The sequence below is a fragment of the Sphingobium sufflavum genome (assembly GCF_021403115.1).
GTDB lineage: Bacteria > Pseudomonadota > Alphaproteobacteria > Sphingomonadales > Sphingomonadaceae > Sphingobium > Sphingobium sufflavum.
Genome location: NZ_JAJSSH010000004.1, coordinates 1 through 23821 on the forward strand (window position 1 = coordinate 1; position 23821 = coordinate 23821).

The 23821-nt window shown below is 63.6% G+C and carries 24 protein-coding genes and 1 pseudogene; 16 read left to right on the forward strand and 9 right to left on the reverse strand.

Translation table 11 applies throughout. The annotated features are described in order from the left end of the window. Window positions 1-387: 387 nt before the first annotated feature. Window positions 388-789 (reverse strand): hypothetical protein, encoded by a 402-nt coding sequence (locus tag LWE61_RS07675; protein ID WP_234149472.1) that lies wholly within the window; start codon window positions 787-789, stop codon window positions 388-390. 370 nt (window positions 790-1159) lie between these two features. On the opposite strand from LWE61_RS07675, the gene LWE61_RS07680 reads away from it, so the two are divergent. The 5 genes from LWE61_RS07680 (at window position 1160) to LWE61_RS07700 (ending at window position 5179) form a co-directional block, all read left to right on the forward strand. Further along, window positions 1160-1855 carry a flavin reductase family protein gene (locus LWE61_RS07680; protein ID WP_234149473.1) on the forward strand — a complete coding sequence of 232 codons (696 nt, stop codon included), beginning with the start codon at window positions 1160-1162 and terminating at the stop codon, window positions 1853-1855. 132 nt (window positions 1856-1987) lie between these two features. Further along, window positions 1988-3058, forward strand: coding sequence for a bifunctional DNA-binding transcriptional regulator/O6-methylguanine-DNA methyltransferase Ada (gene ada, locus LWE61_RS07685; protein WP_234149474.1), 1071 nt, complete (start codon window positions 1988-1990; stop codon window positions 3056-3058). A gap of 5 nt (window positions 3059-3063) precedes the next feature. Next, window positions 3064-3759 carry a 2OG-Fe(II) oxygenase gene (locus LWE61_RS07690; RefSeq protein ID WP_234149475.1) on the forward strand — a complete coding sequence of 232 codons (696 nt, stop codon included), beginning with the start codon at window positions 3064-3066 and terminating at the stop codon, window positions 3757-3759. Continuing rightward, a complete protein-coding gene (gene alkB / locus LWE61_RS07695) occupies window positions 3746-4405 on the forward strand; it encodes a DNA oxidative demethylase AlkB (RefSeq protein WP_234149476.1) in 660 nt (219 codons plus the stop codon). The genes LWE61_RS07690 and alkB overlap by 14 nt, the downstream gene beginning before the upstream one ends. 141 nt (window positions 4406-4546) lie before the next feature. After that, window positions 4547-5179, forward strand: coding sequence for a tyrosine-type recombinase/integrase (locus LWE61_RS07700; protein ID WP_234149477.1), 633 nt, complete (start codon window positions 4547-4549; stop codon window positions 5177-5179). A gap of 124 nt (window positions 5180-5303) precedes the next feature. On the opposite strand, the gene LWE61_RS07705 is transcribed toward LWE61_RS07700, so the two are convergent. Further along, on the reverse strand, window positions 5304-6200 hold the full coding sequence (locus LWE61_RS07705; protein WP_234149478.1) for a LysR family transcriptional regulator: 897 nt from the start codon (window positions 6198-6200) through the stop codon (window positions 5304-5306). 144 nt (window positions 6201-6344) lie between these two features. Between LWE61_RS07705 and LWE61_RS07710 the strand changes: the two genes are divergently transcribed. The 8 genes from LWE61_RS07710 (at window position 6345) to LWE61_RS07745 (ending at window position 14456) form a co-directional block, all read left to right on the forward strand. Next, window positions 6345-7328 carry an aldo/keto reductase gene (locus tag LWE61_RS07710; protein ID WP_234149479.1) on the forward strand — a complete coding sequence of 328 codons (984 nt, stop codon included), beginning with the start codon at window positions 6345-6347 and terminating at the stop codon, window positions 7326-7328. 20 nt (window positions 7329-7348) lie between these two features. Continuing rightward, a complete protein-coding gene (locus LWE61_RS07715) occupies window positions 7349-8206 on the forward strand; it encodes an aldo/keto reductase (protein WP_234149480.1) in 858 nt (285 codons plus the stop codon). 67 nt (window positions 8207-8273) lie between these two features. Continuing rightward, window positions 8274-8810, forward strand: a complete 537-nt coding sequence (locus tag LWE61_RS07720) for a nuclear transport factor 2 family protein (protein ID WP_234149481.1) — start codon at window positions 8274-8276, stop codon at window positions 8808-8810. A gap of 34 nt (window positions 8811-8844) precedes the next feature. Continuing rightward, window positions 8845-10011: a (R)-mandelonitrile lyase gene (locus LWE61_RS07725; protein WP_234149482.1), complete on the forward strand. Its 1167-nt coding sequence runs from the start codon at window positions 8845-8847 to the stop codon at window positions 10009-10011. A 14-nt stretch (window positions 10012-10025) separates the two neighbouring features. Next, on the forward strand, window positions 10026-10667 hold the full coding sequence (gene paoA / locus LWE61_RS07730) for an aldehyde dehydrogenase iron-sulfur subunit PaoA (protein WP_407696211.1): 642 nt from the start codon (window positions 10026-10028) through the stop codon (window positions 10665-10667). Further along, the gene (locus LWE61_RS07735; RefSeq protein WP_234149483.1) at window positions 10664-11617 is read left to right on the forward strand and encodes an FAD binding domain-containing protein; all 954 of its coding nucleotides are present in this window, start codon (window positions 10664-10666) and stop codon (window positions 11615-11617) included. The genes paoA and LWE61_RS07735 overlap by 4 nt, the downstream gene beginning before the upstream one ends. After that, window positions 11614-13872 (forward strand): aldehyde oxidoreductase molybdenum-binding subunit PaoC, encoded by a 2259-nt coding sequence (paoC, locus tag LWE61_RS07740; protein WP_234149484.1) that lies wholly within the window; start codon window positions 11614-11616, stop codon window positions 13870-13872. Before LWE61_RS07735 ends, paoC begins: the two co-directional genes overlap by 4 nt. Then, a complete protein-coding gene (locus LWE61_RS07745; RefSeq protein WP_234149485.1) occupies window positions 13869-14456 on the forward strand; it encodes a flavodoxin in 588 nt (195 codons plus the stop codon). Before paoC ends, LWE61_RS07745 begins: the two co-directional genes overlap by 4 nt. Before the next feature lie 390 nt (window positions 14457-14846). Here the strand turns inward: LWE61_RS07745 and LWE61_RS07750 are convergent, their stop codons facing one another. Then, the gene (locus LWE61_RS07750) at window positions 14847-15641 is read right to left on the reverse strand and encodes an alpha-L-arabinofuranosidase C-terminal domain-containing protein (protein WP_234149486.1); all 795 of its coding nucleotides are present in this window, start codon (window positions 15639-15641) and stop codon (window positions 14847-14849) included. An 86-nt stretch (window positions 15642-15727) separates the two neighbouring features. Between LWE61_RS07750 and LWE61_RS07755 the strand changes: the two are divergent. Continuing rightward, window positions 15728-16116: pseudogene (locus LWE61_RS07755) on the forward strand (nuclear transport factor 2 family protein). 94 nt (window positions 16117-16210) lie between these two features. Here LWE61_RS07755 and LWE61_RS07760 read toward each other — a convergent pair. The 3 genes from LWE61_RS07760 to LWE61_RS07770 are packed head-to-tail and all read right to left on the reverse strand — an operon-like array spanning window position 16211 to window position 18965. Continuing rightward, on the reverse strand, window positions 16211-16930 hold the full coding sequence (locus tag LWE61_RS07760; RefSeq protein ID WP_234149487.1) for an ABC transporter ATP-binding protein: 720 nt from the start codon (window positions 16928-16930) through the stop codon (window positions 16211-16213). Beyond that, window positions 16927-17838, reverse strand: coding sequence for an ABC transporter permease (locus LWE61_RS07765; RefSeq protein ID WP_234149488.1), 912 nt, complete (start codon window positions 17836-17838; stop codon window positions 16927-16929). The genes LWE61_RS07760 and LWE61_RS07765 overlap by 4 nt, the downstream gene beginning before the upstream one ends. Continuing rightward, window positions 17835-18965 (reverse strand): ABC transporter substrate-binding protein, encoded by a 1131-nt coding sequence (locus tag LWE61_RS07770; protein ID WP_234149489.1) that lies wholly within the window; start codon window positions 18963-18965, stop codon window positions 17835-17837. Before LWE61_RS07770 ends, LWE61_RS07765 begins: the two co-directional genes overlap by 4 nt. A gap of 239 nt (window positions 18966-19204) precedes the next feature. Here LWE61_RS07770 and LWE61_RS07775 point away from each other — a divergent pair, with 239 nt between their 5' ends. Together LWE61_RS07775 and LWE61_RS07780 are read left to right on the forward strand one after the other, a co-directional pair. Beyond that, the gene (locus LWE61_RS07775; protein ID WP_234149490.1) at window positions 19205-20263 is read left to right on the forward strand and encodes an NADP(H)-dependent aldo-keto reductase; all 1059 of its coding nucleotides are present in this window, start codon (window positions 19205-19207) and stop codon (window positions 20261-20263) included. Between the two features lie 192 nt (window positions 20264-20455). Then, window positions 20456-21196 (forward strand): dienelactone hydrolase family protein, encoded by a 741-nt coding sequence (locus LWE61_RS07780; RefSeq protein ID WP_234149491.1) that lies wholly within the window; start codon window positions 20456-20458, stop codon window positions 21194-21196. A gap of 82 nt (window positions 21197-21278) precedes the next feature. Here LWE61_RS07780 and LWE61_RS07785 read toward each other — a convergent pair whose 3' ends face one another. From LWE61_RS07785 to LWE61_RS07795, 3 genes are all read right to left on the reverse strand, one after another. After that, window positions 21279-21764, reverse strand: coding sequence for an RrF2 family transcriptional regulator (locus LWE61_RS07785; RefSeq protein ID WP_234149492.1), 486 nt, complete (start codon window positions 21762-21764; stop codon window positions 21279-21281). A gap of 268 nt (window positions 21765-22032) precedes the next feature. Continuing rightward, window positions 22033-22449: a rhodanese-like domain-containing protein gene (locus LWE61_RS07790; protein WP_234149493.1), complete on the reverse strand. Its 417-nt coding sequence runs from the start codon at window positions 22447-22449 to the stop codon at window positions 22033-22035. Between the two features lie 303 nt (window positions 22450-22752). Continuing rightward, the gene (locus tag LWE61_RS07795; RefSeq protein WP_234149494.1) at window positions 22753-23775 is read right to left on the reverse strand and encodes a TauD/TfdA dioxygenase family protein; all 1023 of its coding nucleotides are present in this window, start codon (window positions 23773-23775) and stop codon (window positions 22753-22755) included. Window positions 23776-23821 lie beyond the last annotated feature (46 nt).

Genomic DNA, 23821 nt, shown 5'->3' on the forward strand with positions numbered 1-23821 from the left:
CGCTTGGGGGGCGCGCAGCGCCGGCCGTGGGTCCCTCCTATGGACTACCGGGACAACCGCCTGGCAACCCGAAAAGGGGGTCCCTATTGCACGCCGATATGGGGTCCCGGTTCGACGCCTATTTACAGCGACAGTGCTGGAACCGTGGAAATCTTCTCGTAGAATTTAGTGAGGCCGCTAGAGATATGCCTGCGAAGTACCCGATGGATGCCGGATAAAGCTCTGCTCTCCAGATTCTGTAGCCCATAAAATGACAGGCGTTCTTGGAGTTTAGACATTAGACTGCCTTTCAGCGTGCCCGACGATTGACCAATTGAAAGCACAATTAATCAATTTCTTCGGAAGACAGTATCAGTGCAAAGATTTGCAAAAAGATTAACAACTCGTTTACGTAATAATACGGAAGGGCTTCTGTCCAGAGCGATAAATATTTTGCTTTTTCAACATCGGGTAAATTGCAATGTCATGCTTCGCTCCAGTTCCAACTCCGGCTATTTTCTCTTGATCAGCCAGCATGATGACCGCCATTCTCAACCAGAAGTGCTTTGGATTTTGGCGATGACGCGAAAAGCGCGGCCCGATGCGAGCGCGAGACCCCATGGGTCGCGAACCAGATTGATGCCTGCAAGGCAATTCGGGAAAGCCCGATAGCTTGGGGGTGCTCGTCAGCCGGTACGCCATCAACCCGAAGACAGTCGCCAAATGGAAGAAGCGCGACAGCCCGGATGGCCCGAAATCAAGGCAGGGGCGTCGCAGCAAGCCATGCTTTTCCTTGAGAGTGGCCCGCATGATAGTTATTTTGCTAGTGGCGCGGGACAGGGCCCCTCATCGCAACAGGAAACTCAGGAAAGATGGATGTTGTACGCAGGCAACTATGATACGCGCACCGTCCCTATTGGGCGTGTAGCGCTTGAACAGGTCGGACGCTTCTTTGCCACTTCGAAGCCTCAATCTCCGCATTCGAATGTACCAATGGCGGGTTTCGGCGTGAGCTGTCATTCACGCATCTGGACCGGAACGACGTAAGTTGGTCGTTCCCAGTCCAACGTAGCGAACTCAGTTCATCGGCTTGATCCGTGGATTTCAAAGCAGGAAGCGGAGTTCGCATCCCCGTTGATCGGCTGCATCAGTGTCTTCGTAAATTCACGGAGACAACGTCATGAATGGATCCCACGTCGCCATCGAACCGTCGATCCTTTATCTCGGCACGCCTGTCGTGCTGATCAGCACGCTGAACGAGGACGGGACCGCCAATGTCGCCCCCATGTCCTCGGCCTGGTGGCTCGGTTGGCGCGCCATGCTGGGTCTGCAGACCGCCTCGCAGACGCCGCAGAACTTAATCCGCACCGGAGAATGCGTGCTAAACCTGGCAACTGTCGAACAGGTTGATGCTGTGAACAAGCTGGCGCGCCTAACGTGCACCAAGGACATGCCCGAGCTGAAACAGCGCCTCGGTTACGTATATGAGCCCCGCAAGTTCGAGGTGGCCGGCCTTACCCAGGTCGCCTCCGAGACCGTGGCCGCTCCTCGTGTGCTGGAATGTCCGATCCAGCTCGAAGCCGTCCTGGCGGAGCGTCACGATATGATGGCGGACGATCCGCAGGTCGCCGGCCTGATCTCGGCGTTCGAGGTGCGTATCACCCGTGTGCACGTCCGTCCGGACCTGCTGATGGACGGGCATGAGAACCGGATCGATCCGGCGAAGTGGCAGCCGCTGATCATGAACTTCCAGAAGCTCTATGGCGTGTCCAACGTCGAGGCTGCCCCATCGCGCCTCGCCGAGATCGAGGAGAAGAGCTACCACATGCCCGACATCGATCGTGCGCGAGAGGATATGCTCGCTGCCGTTGGCTGACACGGCGCCCACCCTCGGTCTTATCCGGCCGAGGGTGTCGCTTCCGGTTGCGTTTGATTTCAGAGCAAGAGCCGGAGTGCCGATAATCTCGGCCGGGATTAGCTCTGACGCGCATTGCAGAGGACAAAGGTCATGAAGAACCAAGACAAGAAGGCGGCGGCTACGCTTGCTGATCCCCGCTGGGCACGCATCGTCGCCCGGGACAAGAGCGCTGACGGCGCATTCTGGTACACGGTCGACACAACGGGCGTCTATTGTCGGCCCTCATGCCCCTCGCGAGGTTGCAATCCCGGCAATGTCACCATCCACGATACGCTCGAAAGTGCGCAGCGGACCGGCTTTCGACCCTGCAAGCGGTGCAAGCCCGACGGGCCGTCCGCCGAGACGGTGAACGCCGAAATCGTCACGCGGGCGTGCCGCATGATCGAGACGAGCGAGACCGCGCCGTCTTTGACCGATCTTGCCGAAACGCTTTCGCTCAGCCCAGGCTATTTCCATCGCATCTTCAAGGCGCATACCGGGCTGACGCCCAGAGGCTATGCGACCGCACATCGCGCAAAGCGTGTCCGCGAGGCGCTGACCGGAGGGAACAGCGTCACCGAGGCGATCTATGATGCCGGCTTCAGTTCGAGCGGCCGCTTTTACGAAGCGTCGAACGCAATGCTCGGCATGACCCCGTCGAGCTTCCGCAAGGGCGGCGCGAAAGAGGCGATCCGCTTTGCGATCGGCGAAACGACGCTCGGCGCGATCCTGGTGGCATCGAGCGCAAAGGGGGTCGCGGCGATCCTGCTCGGCGACGATCCCGACGCTCTGGCCCGAGATCTGCAGGACCGCTTCCCTAACGCGACCCTGATCGGTGCCGACGCGGAATATGAGGCGATCGTCGCAAAAGTCGTGGGCTTCGTCGAGGCCCCGGAGGTCGGCCTTGATCTGCCGCTCGACGTGCGAGGCACAGCCTTCCAGCAGCGGGTGTGGCAGGCGCTGCGCGACATTCCGCTCGGGCAGACTGTGTCCTACAGCGATGTCGCCGAGCGCATCGGCGCGCCGACTGCGATGCGCGCAGTTGCAGGAGCCTGCGCCGCCAACAAGCTGGCGGTCGCCATCCCCTGCCACCGCGTCGTCCGCAACGACGGTGCGCTTTCCGGCTATGCCTGGGGCGTCGAGCGCAAACGCGCGATCCTGGACCGCGAGCAGGCGGCGTGACCGGGATGCACATCGACAATTTCGATTGGGCGGAGGTGACAAGCAGCCTCGACCGTCAGGGCTGGGCAATCCTGCCCGGCCTGCTGGCGACGGATCAATGCGACGCCATTGCCGGCATGTACCGTGATAGTCCCGCGTTTCGCAGCCATGTCGTCATGGCGCGGCACGGATTCGGAAGGGGCGAGTATCGCTATTTCTCATACCCGTTGCCCAATCTCGTGCAGACGTTGCGGACTGCGCTCTATCCCAAACTCGCCCCGATCGCGAACCGCTGGCACGATCGCATGGGAATGGTCGTAACGTTCCCTGCCACCCACGCGGAATTCCTGAAGCGATGCCACGACGCCGGCCAGCGCCGACCCACGCCGCTGCTGCTGCAATATGGTCCAGGCGATTATAACTGCCTTCATCAGGATCTGTATGGCGAGCATGTCTTCCCCTTGCAGGTGGCAGCATTGCTTTCCGAGCCGCAAGCTGCGTTCGAGGGCGGGGAATTCGTGCTGACCGAGCAGCGGCCACGCATGCAGTCGCGGCCCATGGTCGTCCCGCTCAACAAGGGTGACGCCGTGGTGTTCGCCGTAAACAGCCGGCCACACCGTGGGACCAGAGGCGATTACCGCGTCATGCTGCGGCACGGCGTCAGCGAGGTGCGGTCCGGCCGTCGGCACATGATGGGGATCATTTTTCATGATGCCGCCTGACACGATGTTTCCCGCCGATCTGTTCGAGGAAGGGCGACGCGCCATGCCGCTGCAACCCGGAGCGATGCTGCTCGGAGGCTTCGCCTCACCAAGAGCCGACGCGCTGCTGGCCGACCTCCACCGCATCGCGGACGTGTCTCCGTTCAGGAAAATGGTCACGCCGGGGGGATGGCCGATGTCGGTCGCCATGACCAATTGCGGCAGCCTCGGCTGGGTGACCGACCGTACCGGCTATCGCTACGACCCGCGCGATCCGCAGACGGGCGATCCGTGGCCAGAGATGCCCGAGACGTTCCGCAGTCTTGCCGAGCAGGCGGCCGACGTCGCCGGCTACGCCCGGTTCGAACCCGATTCATGCCTCATGAATCGATACGAGCCAGGCTCGCGGCTTTCGCTTCATCAGGACCGCAACGAGCGGGACTTCGACGCGCCGATAGTCTCGGTGTCGCTCGGGCTTCCCGCGACCTTTCTGTGGGGCGGCGCAACCCGAAGCGAGAAGCCAATGCGCGTGCGGCTGTACCACGGCGACGTCGTGGTCTGGGGTGGTCCGGCGCGGCTGACGTTCCATGGCGTGGATACGCTCCGCGGCAGCGGCAGCCCGGCAGGCGAGTTTCGATACAACCTGACGTTTCGCGCGGCCCGCTGAACGGCGGCTCGTGCCGGATCCGGACGTTGGCCACCTTGTCGGCGATGTCGTGATCTGGTCGGCACAAGCCCAGAGCCATTCGTCCGCGACCTCCCCCGCAAGCGTTCTGAAGGTGGCCAATGTGGCCATAGGAGAACGACCATGGAGATGCCTGAAACCGAACTCACCGCCACCAAGCGTCCCGTCTGGAATGCCGGAAGAACCGTGGGTGCAAAGCGGGCTCTGAAACCAAAGCAGATCTGGGAAATCCGTTTTTATCTCAATCAGCACCGCCGCCTGCGAGATCGGGCGCTTTTCGATCTAGCGATCGATAGCAAGCTTCGGGGCTGCGACCTGGTGCAGATGAAGATCGGCGACATTGTCAGCGGCGGTCAGATCCGAACGCGGGCAATCGTGATGCAGCAGAAGACGGGACGGCCCGTTCAGTTCGAACTGCTGCCGGATGCTCGGGCGAGCCTGCTGGCTTGGCTGGATCGGCGCGGCGGCACGGTGGACGATTATGTCTTTCCCAGCAGGGTTGATCATAATAGGCATCTCAGCACCCGCCAGTACGCGCGGCTTGTCGACGAATGGGTAACAGGTGTCGGTCTCATGCGCAGCGAGTACGGCACGCACTCGTTGCGCCGAACGAAGGCGTCGATAATCTACAGGGCTACTGGCAACCTCCGCGCCGTTCAGATCCTGCTCGGCCATAGCAAGATCGAAAATACGGTCCGCTATCTCGGAATCGACGTGGAGGATGCTCTTCCCCTCGCCGAGAATACGGAGATTTAAATCCGATGGCGCCCGTTTCCGGTGGAGCCGGACACGGGCGCTTGGGACGAAGCTGCCGTTTCCCCGTCGCCTTCTGATAGTCAGGTCGTGACGAAACCTGCCGTATAATCGAGTGGTGAGAGTATCATAGGGACCGATAGCGAAGCGCTTCAAGCACGATCTTGAACGCGGGAGAAGGCTGCCTGCGACTGGTGTAATAAAGGTAGTATCCGTCGAAAGGCTCGCACCATTCGTCGAGCACCCGAACAAGAGATCCGTCAGAAAAGTGATTGAGAACATGATCCTCGATCATGAACGCAATGCCATGTCCGGCAAGCGCTGCTGTTATGATGAGCTGCGCGTCGTTGAACACCAACTGACCCTCGGCCTTGACCCTCAGCTCTTTGCCGCCGCGCTCAAACTCCCAGGCATATAGACCGCCGGACGAAGACATGCGCAGACTAATGCAATTGTGGTTCGCCAGATCATAAGGCGTCAGGGGCGTTCCCTGGCGAGCCAAGTAGGATGAAGAAGCGAACGCCGCCATTCGGAGTTTCGGTCCGATCGGCACCGCAATCATGTCCTGTTCCAACGCTTCACCAAGGCGAACGCCGGCATCATATCGATCGGCAACGATATCGACGAAACCACCTTCAATACTGACCTCGATGTTAATGTCGGGATTTTCAGCCGTCAGGCGATCGACGACCGGCCACAGCACAGCCCGCGCCGCATGCGCGCTGGAAGTGATACGAACAGTCCCTCCAGGACGCTGGCGAAGCTCCGTAAGGGTCGCCAGCTTGTCATCGATCGTATCGAAGGCAGGTCGCAGCGTCTCAATCAGGCGTTCACCGGCCTCCGTGGGTGCAACGCTGCGTGTTGTGCGGGTGAGCAGCCGGAGCCCCAATTTAGCCTCCAGGCGGCGGACGGTATGGCTCAGCGCTGATTGTGATATACCAAGCTTCGCTGCGGCCTTGGTGAAGCTACGCTCCTCTGCCACGGCCAGAAACATCGCAAGGTTGCCCAACTCTTCACGTTTCATAACAGGCTCTGAAGATCGAGTTTCATGACATGAAGTCATAGGCCTAAGTGATTTAGCCTGTCTAATGCTCAAATCCGCTTCAGGTTACATCATAGCCATCATGGCTGAGGCGTTTGGACGCCAGATCGAAGCAGGATTTTGATTATGCAAAAGCGCATATTAGGCCGGAGCGGCCTTGAGGTGTCAGCCCTTGGGCTTGGGTGCATGGGACTGAGCTTTGGCTATGGCCCAGCCACTGACCGCACGGAGGCAGTTTCGCTGCTTCGCGCGGCGCACGATCGGGGAGTTACCTTCTTCGATACGGCCGAAGCCTATGGGCCGGGGGACAATGAAGAGGTTGTCGGCGAAGCATTTGCTCCAGTCCGCGATCAGGTGGTGACCGCCACCAAATTCGGATTTGAAAACGGCCGCCCGAGCGATGGACTGAACAGCCGTCCCGAGCGTATCCGCCAGGTTGCAGACGAGGCGCTGTCCCGGCTGCGTACCGATCGCATCGATCTTTTCTATCAACACCGTGTCGATCCCAATGTGCCGATCGAGGATGTGGCTGGAACGGTTCGCGACCTGATTGCCGAGGGAAAGGTCAAGCATTTCGGTTTGTCGGAAGCCGGACCGGACGCCATCCGTCGCGCCCATGCGGTACAGCCCGTGGCGGCACTTCAGAGCGAATATTCGATGTTCTGGCGCGAGCCGGAGACAGAGATCCTGCCACTGCTCGAAGAGCTGGGGATCGGCTTCGTGCCGTTCGCGCCGCTCGGCAAGGGCTTCCTGACCGGCAAGCTGAAGGCGGACACCAAGTTTGCAGTTGATGACTTCCGCAGCACAGTGCCACGCTTCCAGGCGGATGCGATGGCGGCGAACCAGTCGCTTGTCGATCTGGTTACGACGATTGCCAGAGAGAAGGGGGCCACGCCCGCGCAGGTCGCGCTTGCGTGGCTGCTCGCGCAGCGTCCGTGGATCGTACCGATCCCCGGTACGACCAAGCTCCACCGGCTGGAGGAGAATCTCGGCGGTGCCGATCTTGCGCTGACCGATCAGGACCTGGCGCGCATCGGCGACTCGCTCTCGGGGATCGAAGTTCATGGCGAGCGCTATGCGGCTTCGCACCAGCAGTTCGTGAATCGCTGAGCCGAACAAGGACCATGCCCATGACCAGCAACGTTCCCAGCGTTACTCTGAACAACGGCGTCGAGATGCCGATCCTCGGGTTCGGCGTATATCAGGTGCCTGATCCGGCAGAATGCGAGCGCAGCGTCCGCGAGGCGATCGACGTCGGCTATCGGCTGCTCGATACCGCCGCTTCCTACGGCAACGAGAAGGCGGTTGGTGCCGCCATCAAGAACCACGGCATCGATCGAAGCGAGTTATTCGTCACCACCAAGCTCTGGGTGCAGGATGCCAGCTACGAGGGTGCCAAAGCCGCCTTCGAGCGGTCGATCAATAAGCTCGGCCTCGACTATTTTGACCTGTACCTGATCCATCAGCCCTATGGTGACGTGTACGGCGCGTGGCGCGCGATGGAGGAACTGCACAGGGCCGGACGCATCCGTGCGATCGGGATCAGCAACTTCTACCCTGATCGCCTTGTCGACTTCGTGCTGCACAACCAGGTGAAGCCAGCGGTCAACCAGATCGAAATCCACCCCTTCCACCAGCAGACCGATGCGGTGAAAATCCTGGAGGGATACGGTGTCCAGCCAGAGGCGTGGGGACCGTTCGCGGAAGGCAAGAACGGCCTGTTCACGAACGAGGTGTTGCAGCCGATCGCCGACAAGCATGGCAAGAGCATCGCCCAGGTCGTGCTTCGCTGGCTGACCGACCGGGGCATCGTCGCTATTCCCAAATCGGTGCGCAAGGCGCGCATGGCGCAGAATTTCGATATCTTTGATTTCGATCTCGACGCCGGCGACCTCGATGCCATCGCCAAGCTCGATCAGCACACCAGCAGCTTTTTCGACCACCGCGATCCGGCGATGGTGAAATGGCTCGGCGAACGGAAGCTCTGATCGTCATTTCCAGGCGGATGTTCCGGCATCAGCCTGCCCCTTTCAAACTCGTGCGGGAGCAGTTGTGATGGAAACTCGATCGACCCAGGGAATGAACCGGCTCCGCCTGCTATGTGCCGTCGCCTTGTCGGCGCTGCCCATGCACCCCTTGCTCGCGCAACAAACGCCAGCACCGCCGACGGATACGATCAAGACGGCCGTCACGCATACCCCGACCGAACAGCAGGTCATCGACCTGTCGAAAACGAAATGGGACTGGATGGCGGACAAGAAGGTCGACTCCCTGGCGACGCTTTTCGACGACCGGGCCATGTTCACCCATATGGGCGGAACGTGGGGCAAAACGCAGGAACTCGCCACCATCCAGAGCGGCGGTATCTGGTACAAGAATGCGTCAATCCACGCGGTTGATGTGCGGGTGTTCGGCAATACCGCGATCGTGTTGGAAGACCTCGATCTTGAGGCCGTGGTGGGCGGTCGAACCGTCACCAATCCCTTCATGGTCACGGAAGTTTACAACAAGCAGGCTGGCAAGTGGCGCTTGGCCCAGCTCACCTTCTCGCGCCTCGTTCGTCCGGTGAAGGCGAGCGCTGGCGGCAATTGATCCTGACCGAAGGATCGGAATGGGAGACGGGACGATGAAGGTCGCTTGTGTAACTGCTGCCGCGCTGGCGATGGCTGTGCCGGCCGAGGCGCAGGATCGTCCGTCGGTTGCGCCCAAGACCATGCAGGTGATCGCGCCGGCGCTGGCGGGCTATACCGATCGGGTTCTCTTCGGCGATGTCTGGGTGCGCCCCGAACTGGCCCCGCGTGATCGCAGCATCGTCACTCTCTCGGTGCTGATTGCGACCGGCAAAACCGCGCAGATGATGAGCCATCTTGGTCGTGGCCTCGATAACGGCATCAAGCCGTCCGAGGTGGCCGGCATGGTGACGCAGCTCGCCTTCTACACCGGATGGCCGAACGCTGTGTCGGCCTTGAATGAGGTAGAGAAGGTATTTGCTACGCGCCACGTTGATCTGAAGCCGCTTGCAGCGGTGCCTTCGGCCACTTCGCCGCTCCCCGGTTCCGATCCCGCGCGCGCCGCGACCGTCAACAGGACGCTCGCCCCGATCGCACCCAAGCTAGCGCAGCTTACCAACGACGTCGTGTTTGCCGACTTGTGGCGACGCACCGACTTGTCGCCCCGCGACCGCAGCCTCGCCACCATCGCCGCGCTTGCCGCAGGCGGCGATGGTGGCCAGCTCGCCTTCCACGTCCAGCGTGGCCTAGAAAACGGGCTGACCCAGCCGCAGATCGTCGAGGCGCTGACCCACCTCGCTTTCTACGCGGGGTGGCCGAAGGCGAACGCCGCCATCACCGTCGCGGGCAAGGTATTCGCCAGACAAGAGGTTTCCGCCATGTCAGAGGTTCAGGTTATCCATCCCGGCCAGAAGCCGAAGCCCGGCCCCGCCGACTATTTCACCGGCAGCGTTTCGGTCGCATCGCCCTTCAAAGGCACCGGCGATGCGCGGCTTGGTGGTGCGACGGTGACGTTCCAACGGGGCGCGCATACGAACTGGCACACGCATCCGCTGGGGCAATTGCTCATCGTGACCGCTGGACAGGGATGGGTGCAAGTCGATGGCGAGGCCGCGAAGCCGATCGCGACGGGCGACACCATATTCATCTCGCCAGGCGTCAAGCACTGGCATGGTGCGGCACGCGATACCGCGATGACCCATGTCGCGGTGTCGGAAGCGCTCGACGGAACGTCCGTGACATGGCTCGAACAGGTCGCGGACAAGTTATACAACACATTGTAACGGGAGAGTTGGCGATGATGTCGGAGATCGAGATATCGAGGCGAGGCGTTCTTGCCGGCAGTGCGGCTGCTGCGGCAATCGCGGCGGCTCCCCATGTGGAAGCGCAGCCGGCGAAGGCGCTTCCCCCCGCGACGATGCCCGTATCGCTGACGATAAACGGCAAGCGACGCGACCTGACGCTCGACACGCGCACGACGCTGCTCGATACGCTGAGGGAGCATCTGCAGCTTACCGGCACGAAAAAGGGCTGCGATCATGGGCAATGCGGAGCGTGCACCGTCATCGTCAACGGCGAGCGGATCAATTCCTGCCTCAGCCTCGCGGTGCAGCATCAAGGCGACGAGGTGACGACGATCGAGGGCTTGGGCACGCCCGACAAGCTCCACCCCATGCAGGCCGCGTTCGTCCGTCATGATGGCTATCAGTGCGGCTACTGCACGCCGGGCCAGATTTGTTCCGCCATCGCCGTGCTGGACGAGATCAAGCGCGGGGATCCGAGCCACGTCCAGGCCGACCTCACGCAGCGCCCACAGCTGACCAGCCTCGAGATGCGCGAGCGGATGAGCGGCAATATCTGCCGGTGCGGAGCCTATTCCAACATTGCCGAGGCGATGGCGGACGTAGCCGGAGTCGATGTCAAGGAGATGGAGGCATGAAGCCTTTCACCTATGAGCGCGCGAAGACACCGGCGGAAGCCGCTGCCGCCGTCGCCCGTCAACCCGGCGCCAAGTTCCTCGCCGGGGGCACAAACCTGCTCGACCTCATGAAGCTGGAAATCGAGACGCCCCGGCATCTCGTCGACGTCCAGGATCTCAAGCTCGACCGGATCGAGCCGACGTCGGACGGTGGCTTGCGGATCGGGGCGCTCGTCACGAACACCAAGCTTGCTGCCGACACGCGCGTCCGCCGCGATTACGGCGTGCTGACCCGTGCGATCGTGGCCGGCGCATCCGGCCAGCTTCGCAACAAGGCGACCACGGCAGGCAACCTGCTTCAGCGGACCCGGTGTCCCTATTTCTATGACCCGAACATGCCTTGCAACAAGCGCAAGCCAGGTTCTGGTTGCGCTGCGATCGGTGGCTATTCGCGTCAGCTTGCGGTGATCGGGTCGAGTGACCACTGCATTGCGACCTACCCCGGCGACATGGCGGTTGCGATGCGCGTGCTGGACGCGACCGTGGAGACGGTCAAGGCGGACGGCACGACCCGCGCCATCCCGATCGCCGACTTCCATCGCTTGCCCGGTGACACGCCTCATCTCGACAACAACCTGGAAGCCGGCGAGTTGATCACGGCAGTGACGCTGCCCCGGCCGATCGGCGGCACGCACCATTATGAAAAGGTTCGCGACCGGGCATCCTACGCCTTCGCGCTCGTGTCGGTCGCGGCCATCATCCAGAAGGATGGCAGCGGGCGCGTTGCGTTCGGCGGGGTCGCGCACAAGCCTTGGCGGGTCGAAGCGGCCGATGACGTGATGACCCAGGGGGCCGCGGCCGTGACGGCCAAGGCATTCGCCGACGCCCGACCGACAGACGACAATGCGTTCAAGATACCGCTCGCGACGCGGGCGCTTGCAGCCACCATCGCGGAGGGCCGATCAGCATGAAGTTCGACACGCCAGCAGGCACCAACCCCATCGATCAGGAAAAGGTCGTCGGCAAGCCGCACCCGCGCATCGAGGGACCGCTGAAAACCACCGGACGCGCGGTCTATTCCTACGAGAACCATGAAGCCGCGCCGGACGCCGCCTATGGCTATGTCGTCGGGTCCGCCATAGCCAAGGGGCGCATATCGTCGATGGACGTGCGCGAGGCCAAGGCCGCGCCGGGTGTCCTCGCGATCGTGACGGCCGATAATGCCGGGCCGATCAAGAAGCAGGGGTTCTACGTCGCGAAGCCGCTCGCGGGGCCTGAGATCGAGCATTACCACCAGGCTATCGCACTGGTCGTCGCTGAGACATTCGAGCAGGCACGACATGCCGCTTCGCTGATCCGGGTCGATTACGCGCGTGGGCAAGGCGCGTTCGACCTCGCCGCTGCGCGCGGGGGTGCAAAGCCACATCGGCGGCGGCCGGACATCCGCATCGGCGACTTCGACAAGGCATTCTCATCGGCCCCTGTGAAGGTCGACGCGACCTATACCACCCCCGACCACAGCCACATGATGCTGGAGCCGCACGCCACGATCGCGCGCTGGGACGGCGACCAGCTGACGATCTGGTCCGCGCAGCAGATCATCGGTTGGGCGCGCCGCGACCTCGGCAACAAACTTTCCATTCCGCAGGACAAAATCCGCATCGTCGCGACCTATATTGGCGGCGGGTTCGGCGGAAAGGGTAGCGTATGCTCGGACGCCATCCTCGCCGCGCTCGGCGCGCGTGCGGTCGGTCGCGCCGTGAAGGTGGCGCTGCCGCGTCCACTCATGCCGAACAACACGTCGCATCGCCCCGCGACGATCCAGCGCGTTCGTCTGGCGGCCGGGCGCGATGGCAAGCTGGTCGCGGTCGGCCACGAAACGCTGTCGGGCAATCTACCGGGGGGCGGTCCGGAGATCGCGGCCGCGCAGACGCAGTTGCTCTATGCGGGGGCCAACCGCCTCAACCTGACCCGGCTCGCAACGCTCGACCTGCCCGAAGGCAATGCGATGCGCGCCCCAGGCGAGGCATCGGGCCTGATGGCACTTGAAATCGCAATGGACGAGTTGGCCGAGAAGCTGGGGATGGACCCGGTGGAACTGCGCATCCTCAACGATACGCAAGTCGTGCCGGGCGACCCCGGCCGTGGCTCACCCACTGATCCGCAATCAGCGAGCGGCAATCAGGGCAAGGCGGAGGAGGCTCCACTTCCCTTCTCCATCCGCCAGTTCATCCCGTGCCTGCGCACCGGTGCCGAACGCTTCGGTTGGAAGCAACGCAGCCCCAAGCCCGGCAGCCGCCGTGAAGGCCGCTGGCTGATTGGCATGGGCATGGCGTCCGCCATCCGCGGTGCGCCGATCATGCCGGCGGGTGGGCGTGTCACGCTCGACGCCAAGGGTATCGTGACCGTCGAGAGCAACATGACCGACATGGGGACGGGCAGCTATACCATCATCGGCCAGACGGTCGCGGAGATGATGGGACTGCCGCTCGATCGAGTCGTGGTGAAGCTTGCCGACTCCGATTTCCCAGAAGCGTTCGGAGGTGGCGGACAAGGCGGTGCCGCGTCCGCCACGGCAGGTGCCTACGCCGCGTGCATGAAGCTACGCGAAGCCGTCGCTACCAAGCTCGGTTTCAATTCTGCCGATGCCAAGTTTGTCGGCGGCGAGGTCCGTGCGGGAAATCGACGTGCGCCACTCGCCCAGGCGGCGAAGGACGGTGCGATCACGGCCGAAGACAAGATGGAATATGGCGACCTGTCGAAGCGGTTTGAGCAGCAAACCTTCGGTGCCCATTTCTGCGAAGTCGCAGTCGATGCCTATACCGGCGAAATTCGTATCCGGCGTATGCTCGCCGTCTGCGCGGCCGGACGCATTCTTAATCCCATCACCGCCCGGAGCCAAGTGATTGGCGGCATGGTCGGCGGTGCGGGCGCCGCGCTGATGGAAGAACTAGCCGTCGACAAGCGCTTCGGCTTCTTCGTCAATCACGACCTCGCCGGATACGAAGTGCCGGTCCATGCCGATATCCCGCATCAGGAGGTGATTTTCCTGGAGGAAACCGATCCCACCATGTCACCCGTGAAGGCGAAGGGTGTGGGTGAGCTTGGTATTTCCGGTGTTGCGCCGGCGATCGCCAACGCAGTCTACAATGCGACCGGAGTGCGGGTGCGGGAATATCCAATCACGCTCGACAAGCATCTGGCGAAGCTGCCGGAGATCGTATGACGCAGGGTGCGCACCGGTTGTCGCGGCGTGCCGTACTAGCGACACCGGCGATGCTTTCGCTGGCCGGGACGGCATGTGCCAGGGAACCGGAGCAGCCCGGTATCCCCTCCGGCAAGACACTGGTCGCGTATCTCACCCGCTCGGGCAATACCCGCGTGATCGCGGGAATAGTGCAGCGAGTCTGGGGTGCTGACCTATTCGAAATCCGTCCTCCGCGACCGTACCCGGATGATTATGAGCAGCATGTCGCGCAGGCCACGCGCGAGCGTGACAGCGGGTTTGAACCTTCACTGGCGGCCAAAGTCGACAACATTGCCGCGTTTGGCACCGTCTTTCTCGGCTTCCCCATCTGGGGGGAAACGGCACCCCCGCCGATCCGCTCGTTCCTCAAGGCTCATGATCTACGTGGGAAGACACTTCGCCCGTTCATCACGCACGGCGGATATGGTGTTGGCGGGAGTCTCGCGGTGTTGGCTACCCACGCGACCGGCGCAACAATCGAAGACGCCTTCGTCATGGAGGCAGACCAGGAAAGGCGCACGCTCAATCAGGTCCGCGATTGGCTCGGCCAGATCAACAGCTAACGGTGTTGAATTGCTTTCCGGTAAACTGGCTTTGAAGCGAAGCCTTCAAGCAGCCTCATAATCTCTGAGCGGCCGTTTCCGTCAGATTCGGTCGTTCTCATTAACATGGCCAGATGTCCTGATGTGGGTCGATAGCTGCCGAAAAGCCGACCATCTGCACTTGGGGAACGAAAATCTGCCGCTGAACGGCCTCAAAGGGTCGTTTGGTGTCCTGGGATTTCATATTGTCGTCCTTGAAAACACGTCGGCGCAGGCGATGTGGTGTTCGCCATGCGCCGCTGGGCCTCAATGCCCACGTGCAAATCCTGTGACCAGATAGGACAAGGCGAACGGATCCCACATGTCGTCACCAATCGAATTGGTGACGACATGCAATTTAGACAACATGTCCTACATAACCTGCAGCACGGCGACTGACCGCGGTGGGAGATTGAAATGCAATTTCCCTCCCTGCGCCCCAGCTCGATATGGACGGGGCGACACCGCTTCAGGCTTGTCGAAACTGTTGATTGCATCAAGCGTGTCGGCGGTCAGTATCTCGCCAACCGCGCCCTTCGCCGGCAGGCCGGAGAGCGTGAGATCGAACTCCGCTGCCTTGCTCGCATCGAGATTGGTCAGCGCCAGCCAAATCTTACCATCGACACCCTTGGCCCCGATCGCATCGACACGCGGCAGGTCAATCTTTCCGAAGACGTACCGGCCCGCATCGATTTCGATCGGCAGGGACGTCGCGTCCTGGAAGGGCACATACATGCGAAAGACATGATAGGTGGGCGTCCGCACCATCTTTGGCCCGTCGGGAAGGATTATCGATTGCAGCACATTGACCATCTGCGCGACGTTGGCCATCCGAACCCGGTCGGCATGGCGGACGAAGATGTCCAGATTGATGGCGGCCGTCACCGCGTCGCGGATCGAGTTCTGCCGCTGAATGTATAGAATCGGCGTTCCGTCGAGCGGCTTTAGCCCGTTGCCCCATTCATCGACCACCAGCGCAACCCGCTTGTCTGGGGCATATTTGTCCATGATCGCAGAGTTTTTGGCGATCAGCGCGTCCATCTCATAGGCGTTGTGGACGAATGGCGCCCATTCCTTTTCTCCAAAGCCGGTGGCCGGATCGAGCATCGTTCCCAACGCGCCACTGGTATAGTGGTGCAGCGAAAGCCCCTCGAACCCCGTCACCACCCCCACGCTCCGCAAAAGCCCCTTCCCGCCAGCCCCCGCTTGCCGGTAAGGCAGCCTCGTCCGCACCTTGCCCCGAAAGTCCCGTCATGACGTCTGCCGCCGACCTCGCGATCCGCCTGCGCCGCGCCGCCTTCAACCGCGCGCTGGCCGATGCCACCTGCCCGCCATCGGTCCCCTGCTCGCGCCGGATGCGATCCTGATCGCGGGGACGGACAGTGCGCTGCTGTCGGGCCGCAAGGCGCAGCTTCTCGCCTGGAAGCGGGAGTTCGCCGCGCCGGACCGCACCCTCTACACCCGCACGCCCGACAGCATCGTCGCCTCCACCGTCGAGCCGATCGCGCTGGAGCATGGCCAGTGGCAGGGCGTCAGCGCCGCGACCGGGCACCCCCTCGCCGCCGGCGCCTACACCGCGAAATGGCGCATGATCGACGGGGAATGGCGGATCGAGGGCGAGATTTTCCTCACCCTGTCCTGATTGCACGAGGGCCTGACCTTCCCAGGCACCTGACCATCAAAACCGCCCGATCGTCAAAACCGCCGGAACCCCGGCCGCCTGCCGTCGGCTCCTTTCAATCGACCGCCTCCGCCTCCCGCACACCCAGATGGCCGAGCAGCAGGGCGCGGATTTCCGCCGTCCGTTCCAGATGGGCGATGGGGTCTTCGGGCAGGTCGGCGGCGATGTCCGCGACGATCGCGCCATCGTCCAGCACCACGATCCGGTCGGCCAGCTTGATCGCCTCGTCCACGTCATGCGTCACCAGCAGCACGGCGGGATTGTGGATCGCCGACAGTCTCTGCACCAGCGCATGCATCTTGATCCGCGTCAGCGCGTCGAGCGCGCCAAAGGGTTCGTCCGCCAGCAGCAGTTCCGGCTCGCGCACCAGCGACCGGGCCAGCGCCACGCGCTGCTGCTCCCCACCGGACAGTTCATAGGGCCAGCTCTGCTCGCGCCCCGCCAGCCCCACTTCCTCCAGCGCCCGCCGTCCCCGCTCCCGCGCGTCCGGCGCCTCCAGCCCAAAGATCACATTGTCGAGCAACCGCTTCCACGGCAGCAGCCGCGCATCCTGGAACACGACGGACAGTCGCTGCGGCACATAGATTTCGCCCGATCCCTGCGCCTCATGGTCCAGGTCCGCGATGGCGCGCAGCAGCGTGCTCTTGCCCGACCCGCTGCGACCCAGCAGGGCGACGAACTCGCCGGGGGCGATGTCCAGGTCGACGCCGTTCAGCACCCCCTTCAGGGTGAAGCGCCGCACCAGGCCCCGGATGCGGACGACCGGCGCGCTCATTGCGCCAGCGTCCTGCGCCACGTCAGGCTCCGGCTCTCGATAGAGCGCACCAGCCGGTCGGACAGCAGGCCGAACACCGCATAGAGGACGAGGCCGACCAGCATGACATCGGCCTGCGCATAGTTGCGCGCGAGGTTTATCATATAGCCGATGCCGCTGGTGGTGTTGAACTGCTCGACCACCACCAGTCCCAGCCACGCCCCCATCACGCCGAACCGCAGGCCCAGCAGGAAACCGGGCAGCGCACCGGGCAGGACGACATGACGGATGAACTGGGAATAGCGGATGCCCATCGTCTCGGCCAGTTCGACATGCTTGATATCGATGGACCGCAACGCATTATGGGTGTGGATATAGATGGGGATGAAGACGCCCAGCGTGACGACGGTCACCTTCATCACCTCCCCGATCCCGAACCACAGGATGAAGAAGGGGATCAGCGCCAGCGCGGGCACCGCCCGCTTCACCTGGATGATCCCGTCGAAGATATAGCCGCCCAGCAGGCTGAGGCCGGACAGCAGCGCGACCAGCACGCCCGCGACCGTGCCGAACGCGATCCCCTGCGCCGCGCGCAGCAACGATACGAGCAGATGCTGCTGGAGCCGCCCCTGTTCGATCAGGTCGACGCCGGTCGTCACCGCCACCCATGGCGCGGGCAGGATGCGCCCGTCGATGAAGCCGGTGGCCGAACCCAGCGACCAGTAGACCAGCAGCAACGCCGGGCCGAGCAGCCAGCCATAGGACACCGCATCGCCCATCCCCAGCCGCCGCGTGCCGCGCACCAGCAACTGGGTGGAGGGAAATTCCGCGACGAAGGACGGGGCCTGCTCCTCACGCGAATTTTTGGCGAGGGGATTTGGGGCGATGGGGAACGGTGGCCGAAGTATCTCGGCGGATCGCACGGTCATGGCTGTGGTCCTTTATCGGCTTTACGCAGGGTCGGCGGGGTCGGCTGTGCAAAGGCGTCTGCGCCGACCGTCTCGAAACGGCGGTCGAACAATCGATGGGCGTCGAAGCTCTTGCGCCCGGTCTCGCGCGCCATGAAATCGACGGTGTCCTGCTGGAGGCGGATCGCCTGGTCCCATCCGCGCGGAATGTCCGGCGATCCGGCGGCCCGGACGATCAGCGCCGCATCGACCGGCTTCACGCCCTGATTCTCGACATAATAGGCCTGCGTCCACTCCGCCCGATGCGTCTCGGTCCACCGCAACGCGCGCGCCCAGAAGCGGACATAGGCCTTGATCGCCGCCGCCTTCGCCGGATCGCGCAGCGTCTCGGTGCGGACATAGAGGATGCCCGGATCGTCGCGGAAGCTGTCGCCATGCGGCAGGACATGGGCGCCCTCGCGGGCATAGCCGTCCAGATAGCGTTTCGCGGGCAGCCCCGCGCCCAGCGGCGCGGCGTCGATCTGCCCCGCCGCCAGCGCGCCGGCGTAAATATCCGCCGTGCCGGGCAGGTCGACCAGCGTCACCTCGCTGGTCTTGATCCCCTGCGCGGCCAGCGTGCGCAGCACCACATGCCCCTGCGCCTGTCCCGCGCTGAACGCGATGCGCTTGCCGCGCAGGTCCGCCAGCGTGTCGATCTTCGCCTTGGGGGAAATGCCGATGACAAAGATGGGGTGGGTCAGCGGGTCTTTGCGCTGACGAAAGGCTACGATCTTGGCGTCGATGCCCACCCATGCCGCATGGATCGGCGGGATGTTGGCGGCGGACCCCACCTCGATCGCCTTGGCCTGGAACGCCTCCGTCACGCCGGGGCCGCCGCTGATGTTCGCCCACTGGATGGTGAAGGGCAGTTCCTTCGCCCAGCCGGTATATTCCAGCACGCGCTGCGTCGTGGGATCGCCGATGACCAGCGTCGTGCCGGGCGGCACCCTGTCCGATATGGTGTCGGCCAGCGACCGCCCGTCCGCGGCCTGCACCGGCGGCGTCGATCCCTTCAGCGCATGGGCGACCAGCGGGGCAAAGGCCAGCAGCACCAGCAGGATAGTGATGACCGTCCCCGTGTCGCGGCCGCGCAATTTCCGTATCGGCATAGGCTTTCCCAATGTCTTCATTCCTATTGGGTATATATGATTGAAAGCGAGTCAAGCGGCTTTCCGACCGCCGCGGCACGCCCGCACACCACCCGGTCCCAAGCAATAGTTTGCCCCAATAAAGTCCAGCTAACAGACAGGTTATTCTGCAATTTACGGCCTTGCCATGCCGCTCTGGCCTTGCTTTACCGTCGCCCGCTTCTATCACACTTATGAAGTATGATTTATCGAGGATGGATATGACGGAATTGAGAAGGCTGGGCCGCACGGACATCAAGGTGCCGCCGATTGCGCTGGGCACGATGACCTGGGGCGAACAGAATAGCGAGGCGGAGGGCCACGCCCAGCTCGACTATGCGCTGGATCGCGGCATCAACTTCATCGACACGGCGGAAAGCTACTCGATCCCGCCGCGCGCGGAGACGCAGGGGTCGACGGAGCGCATCATCGGTTCCTGGCTCAAGGCGCGCGGCAACCGCGACAAGGTCATCCTCGCGACCAAGGTGGCGGGCCGCAACAACAACAGCTATCTGCGCCCGGAGGGCACGCCGCAGCTCGACCGCAAGAATATCCATTACGCCATCGACCAGTCGCTCAAACGGCTCCAGACCGATTATGTCGACCTCTACCAGCTTCATTCGCCGGACCGGTCCCTGCCCCTGTTCGCGGCCAGCGGCACCACCTTCAAACCCAAGAGCAACAGCGACACCCACGAAATTCCCATCGAGGAAACGCTGGATGCGCTGGCCGATCTGGTGAAGCAGGGCAAGGTCCGCCATGTCGGCGTCTCCAACGAGACGGCATGGGGCACCGGCCGCTTCGTCCATGCGGCGGACAGCAACGCCGCCCTGCCGCGCGTCGCCTCCATCCAGAACGCCTATAATCTCCTCAACCGCACGTTCGAGATCGGCCTGGCCGAGATCGCGCACCGCGAGGATGTCGGCCTGCTCGCCTATTCGCCGCTGGCGCAGGGCTTCCTGACCGGCAAATATCGCGATGGCGCGCGCCCGGAAAAGGCGCGGCTGACCCTGTTCGACCGGGGCCAGCGCTATCAGAAGCCGGGCGTGGCGGAGGCGGTGGAGGCCTATCTGGCGCTCGCCGCCGAGCATGGGCTGGACCCCGCGCAATTCGCCATCGCCTTTGTCGCGTCCCGGCCGTTCGTCACGTCCGCGATCATCGGCGCGACCACGCTGGAGCAGTTGAAGACGGACATTGATTCGCTCGACCTGACGATCACCCCGGAACTGGAGGACGCCATCGACGCCATCCACCAGTTGCACAGCAACCCCGCGCCCTGAACCGGCACAGCCCCGAGACCGGCGGCGGGCAGGCCCGATGGGGTCGCCCGCCGCCACGATCCTGCTGGCGGAACCGCCTCTCCCGCCGCATCTTCCAAAAGCCGACTCCCCGGAAGCGGGTTCCCCGAAAGCCCATCCTCCGATGAGCCAATTTCCTTCCGAAAGCCCGTTCCCTTCCCGAAAGGACGCACGATGACCCTCAGCACCCTCGCCATCACCACGCCCGACGGCACCATCGACAGCCAATTGCTGCTGCCGGAGGGCGACGGACCCTTTCCCGCCATCCTCCTCCTGACCGACATTCGCGGCGCGCGGCCCGTCTATACGAAACTGGCCGCCGCCCTTGCGGAGCAAGGTTTCGCGGTGCTCCTCCCCAACCTCTATTATCGCAGCGCGCAGGCGCCCGTGGTCGTCCCCGACGCGCCGTTCGATGATGAGACCCGCGCCCGCCTGCAATCCTATCGCAAGCTGCTGACGCTGGACGCGCAGGCCTCCGATTTCGATGCGTTCGTCAGGACGCTGGACGCCACGGACGGGGTGGATGCCAGCCGCATCGGCGTGGTCGGCTATTGCATGACGGGCAGTTTCGCCCTGCGCCTTGCCGCGCAGTACCCGGATCGGGTCAGGGCTGCGGCCTCCTTCCACGGCGGCCAGCTCGCCCCCGCCGACGATGCCTCCGCTCCGCACCTGCTCGCCCCCCGCATCAAGGCGCGGGTCCATATCGGCCATGCCGATCAGGACGCCTCCGCCCCGCCGGAACAGATCGCCCGCCTCGACGCCGCACTGGCGGAGGCCGGGGTGGACTTCACCACGGAGTTTTACGCGGGGCGCAAGCATGGCTTCGCGATCGCGGACTCCGCCGCCTATGACGCCGACGCCTCCGCCCGGCATCTGCGCCGGCTGCTGACCCTGTTCGGGGAAAGCCTTCGCTAGAGCCGGCCGAGGTCAACCGTTTCCTCCCCGTCACCCCGGACCTCATCCGGGGTGACAAGAGGAGAGCGACAGTCGCCCCCACTCATCCCGCCGAGGGCGCAACCTCCGCGACCCGTCCGCCACCCTCGCCCGCATCCTCCAGCCCGCGCGCGTCGCGTTCGCGGCGCAGCGCATCGGCGAGGGTGCGATTGTCCATGATGCTGGTCACGGCATCGCGCACGTCGGAAAACAGCGCGCGCAACTGGCACACATATTCGTCCGGGCAGTCGTCGCACCGCTGGTAGAAATTGCGGCTGACGCAGGGCAGCATGGACAGCGGCCCGTCGGTCGCCCGGACGATCTCGCCAAAGGTGATGAGGTCGGCGGGCCGGGCCAGCTTGTACCCGCCCATATTGCCGCGCGTGCTGCGGACCAGCCCGGCCCGGCGCAGGCTGGACATGATCGACTCCAGAAACTTGCGCGGTATCTGCTCCTCTTCGGAGATCAGCGAAACCTGCCGCGCCTCACCCGTACTGCGCGCGATGTTCAGGAGGGCCTTGATGGCATAACGCCCACGTTGGGAGAGCATGACGGACACTATACCTTGTTGAGGGCGCCGTCAGTCGAGGCACGCCGAACCGTGCACCGCTATAGGTCAACCCGCTTGCCGCCGCAATGTCACGGCCGACCGGGCCGGCGCACGGGCAACGCCGCCTCCGGGGGAAAGGGCCGGCGCCACGCCCGCCCCGTTTCCCGCGCATGATCCGGCGAAGATGAAAGAGCATCGCCCATGCGCCTTCATGCGCCTTGCCGCATCTGGCCCACCAACGGATGCCGCCATCGGCCGCGACCCCCGCCTAGAGAGCGGCGTGCGCGGCCTGGGGCGGCGTCCGGTCGATCAGGTTGCTGCCGGTCCAGTGCTGCCCGGCATGTTCGCGCCACGCCTGCAACCCGCCCCGCACGTTGAACACCTGCGTATAGCCCAGTTCCAGCAGGCTGGCCGTCGCCAGCGCGCCGCGATTGCCGCCCGCGCAATACAGGACGATCGGCTCGTCCCGGCTCGCGACCGCATCGGTGATGAGATATTCCAGCCGTCCCCGGCTGAGGTGGATCGCCCCCGCCAGCGGGGGATTGCGCAGCAGTTCCTCATCGTCGCGCACGTCGATCAACTGCGCGCCCTCGCGGACCTTGGCCCGCGCCTCCATCGGGCTGATCTCCGCGATCCGCCGCCGCGCGACTTCGGCCAGCCGCCGTATGTCGTTAAAGTCCGGCATGACCGGACTCTTCCCCATCCGTCGAGCGGGTGGCGCGCGTGGCAATGCATGGGCGGTACGTCATCATTCCTGTCCCCAACGACATGGATCGGGCAGTGCGAAGCCGGGGTGGGAAAGCCACGCTCCCGCGCGGCCAGCCCCCCTCGACCCACATAATCTACCATGTTGGTTGAGAATTGGAAAAAACTTTAGCTGTTCCGCCCCAAAGCCTTGCTTGCCTGCCGGATCGTCGGCCTGTCCGCCGCCGGGTGGCCGGACCGCCTATGGTCAGCCCGCCCTATGATCGCTCATCCGGCACCGGCATCAATAGTCGTCGAGGACGAAGAACAAGTCGCCCGCGATCTGGCGGGAGGTAAAGCCATCCGGCCCGACCGGGAAGCTCGCGCCCACCGTCGTGCGGCGAACGATCCGCTCCTCCTCGAAATGCTCGGCATCGACCGGCCCCCAATGGCTGGTCGCGCGATTGTCCCACACCGCCAGCGAATTGGGCGTCCAGCGGAACCGCAGTTGCAGGTCCAGCCGACCCGCCAGCTCGTTGCGCAGATAGGTCAGCAGCGCCTCGCTCTCGCCCTCGCTATACCCCTCGATATATTTGATGAAGCCGGGGCTGAGGAACAGCGCCTTCTTGCCGCTTTCCGGGTGGACGCGCACCAGTGGGTGCAGCGACAGATAGGGACCGGTCGGCCGCCCGTCCGCACGGGGCGGCGGCGGAAAGCCGCGATGCGCGTCGTCGCGGCCATGGATCGCCTGCAACCCGTCGAGATGGCTGCGAAACGCGGGCGAAAAGCTCTCGTACAGCGCCTCCAGATTGACCCACAGCGTATCGCCGCCCGATTCCGGCGATTCATGGTTGCGCAGGAAGCTGATGTCGCTGGGGTTGGCGACAAAGGTGATGTCGGTGTGCCAGCCGCGACCGCTGCGCGCGCGGGCGAAGGCGCGGTGATGCTGCTTCTCCACCTCGGTAAAGACGCTTTGCCGCGCGGCCTGCTGGGACTTCACATTCTCCATGATCTGGGCGGGGCCGCCGTCCCGGCCATTGTTGATCGGGTGGGCGGGCGTCACCCCGCCGAAATAATGGGAGAAACGAATCTGGTCTTCGTCCGTGATCGGCTGGTCGCGAAAGAACAGCACCTTATATTTGACGAGCTTGCGCCGCAGTCGGGCGACGGTCGCTTCGTCCAGCGGCTGGCGCAGATCGACGCCGCTCACCTCCGCGCCGATGACCGGGTTGACGGGGCTGAACCGCAGCGCCTCGGACGCCTCGGAACGGGGATGGTCCTGCGCGGTGGGCAGCGGCTTGGTCTTTTCCAGCAGATCAACGGACATGGGGCGTATCTCCTTGTTCAATCGTGCAAAAGGATGGGGCGTGCAA

Coding starts and splice junctions, on each gene's coding strand:
- LWE61_RS07765 (WP_234149488.1), bottom strand. CDS start 17,838: ATGACCGTGCGATCCGCCGAGATACTTCGGCCACCGTTCCCCATCGCC.
- paoC (WP_234149484.1), top strand. CDS start 11,614: ATGAAGTTCGACACGCCAGCAGGCACCAACCCCATCGATCAGGAAAAG.
- LWE61_RS07725 (WP_234149482.1), top strand. CDS start 8,845: ATGAAGGTCGCTTGTGTAACTGCTGCCGCGCTGGCGATGGCTGTGCCG.
- LWE61_RS07780 (WP_234149491.1), top strand. CDS start 20,456: ATGACCCTCAGCACCCTCGCCATCACCACGCCCGACGGCACCATCGAC.
- LWE61_RS07700 (WP_234149477.1), top strand. CDS start 4,547: ATGGAGATGCCTGAAACCGAACTCACCGCCACCAAGCGTCCCGTCTGG.
- LWE61_RS07710 (WP_234149479.1), top strand. CDS start 6,345: ATGCAAAAGCGCATATTAGGCCGGAGCGGCCTTGAGGTGTCAGCCCTT.
- LWE61_RS07775 (WP_234149490.1), top strand. CDS start 19,205: ATGACGGAATTGAGAAGGCTGGGCCGCACGGACATCAAGGTGCCGCCG.
- LWE61_RS07760 (WP_234149487.1), bottom strand. CDS start 16,930: ATGAGCGCGCCGGTCGTCCGCATCCGGGGCCTGGTGCGGCGCTTCACC.
- LWE61_RS07720 (WP_234149481.1), top strand. CDS start 8,274: ATGGAAACTCGATCGACCCAGGGAATGAACCGGCTCCGCCTGCTATGT.
- LWE61_RS07690 (WP_234149475.1), top strand. CDS start 3,064: ATGCACATCGACAATTTCGATTGGGCGGAGGTGACAAGCAGCCTCGAC.
- LWE61_RS07745 (WP_234149485.1), top strand. CDS start 13,869: ATGACGCAGGGTGCGCACCGGTTGTCGCGGCGTGCCGTACTAGCGACA.
- LWE61_RS07770 (WP_234149489.1), bottom strand. CDS start 18,965: ATGCCGATACGGAAATTGCGCGGCCGCGACACGGGGACGGTCATCACT.
- LWE61_RS07790 (WP_234149493.1), bottom strand. CDS start 22,449: ATGCCGGACTTTAACGACATACGGCGGCTGGCCGAAGTCGCGCGGCGG.
- ada (WP_234149474.1), top strand. CDS start 1,988: ATGAAGAACCAAGACAAGAAGGCGGCGGCTACGCTTGCTGATCCCCGC.
- paoA (WP_407696211.1), top strand. CDS start 10,026: ATGATGTCGGAGATCGAGATATCGAGGCGAGGCGTTCTTGCCGGCAGT.
- LWE61_RS07680 (WP_234149473.1), top strand. CDS start 1,160: ATGAATGGATCCCACGTCGCCATCGAACCGTCGATCCTTTATCTCGGC.
- LWE61_RS07675 (WP_234149472.1), bottom strand. CDS start 789: ATGCGGGCCACTCTCAAGGAAAAGCATGGCTTGCTGCGACGCCCCTGC.
- LWE61_RS07735 (WP_234149483.1), top strand. CDS start 10,664: ATGAAGCCTTTCACCTATGAGCGCGCGAAGACACCGGCGGAAGCCGCT.
- alkB (WP_234149476.1), top strand. CDS start 3,746: ATGATGCCGCCTGACACGATGTTTCCCGCCGATCTGTTCGAGGAAGGG.
- LWE61_RS07705 (WP_234149478.1), bottom strand. CDS start 6,200: ATGAAACGTGAAGAGTTGGGCAACCTTGCGATGTTTCTGGCCGTGGCA.
- LWE61_RS07715 (WP_234149480.1), top strand. CDS start 7,349: ATGACCAGCAACGTTCCCAGCGTTACTCTGAACAACGGCGTCGAGATG.
- LWE61_RS07795 (WP_234149494.1), bottom strand. CDS start 23,775: ATGTCCGTTGATCTGCTGGAAAAGACCAAGCCGCTGCCCACCGCGCAG.
- LWE61_RS07785 (WP_234149492.1), bottom strand. CDS start 21,764: ATGCTCTCCCAACGTGGGCGTTATGCCATCAAGGCCCTCCTGAACATC.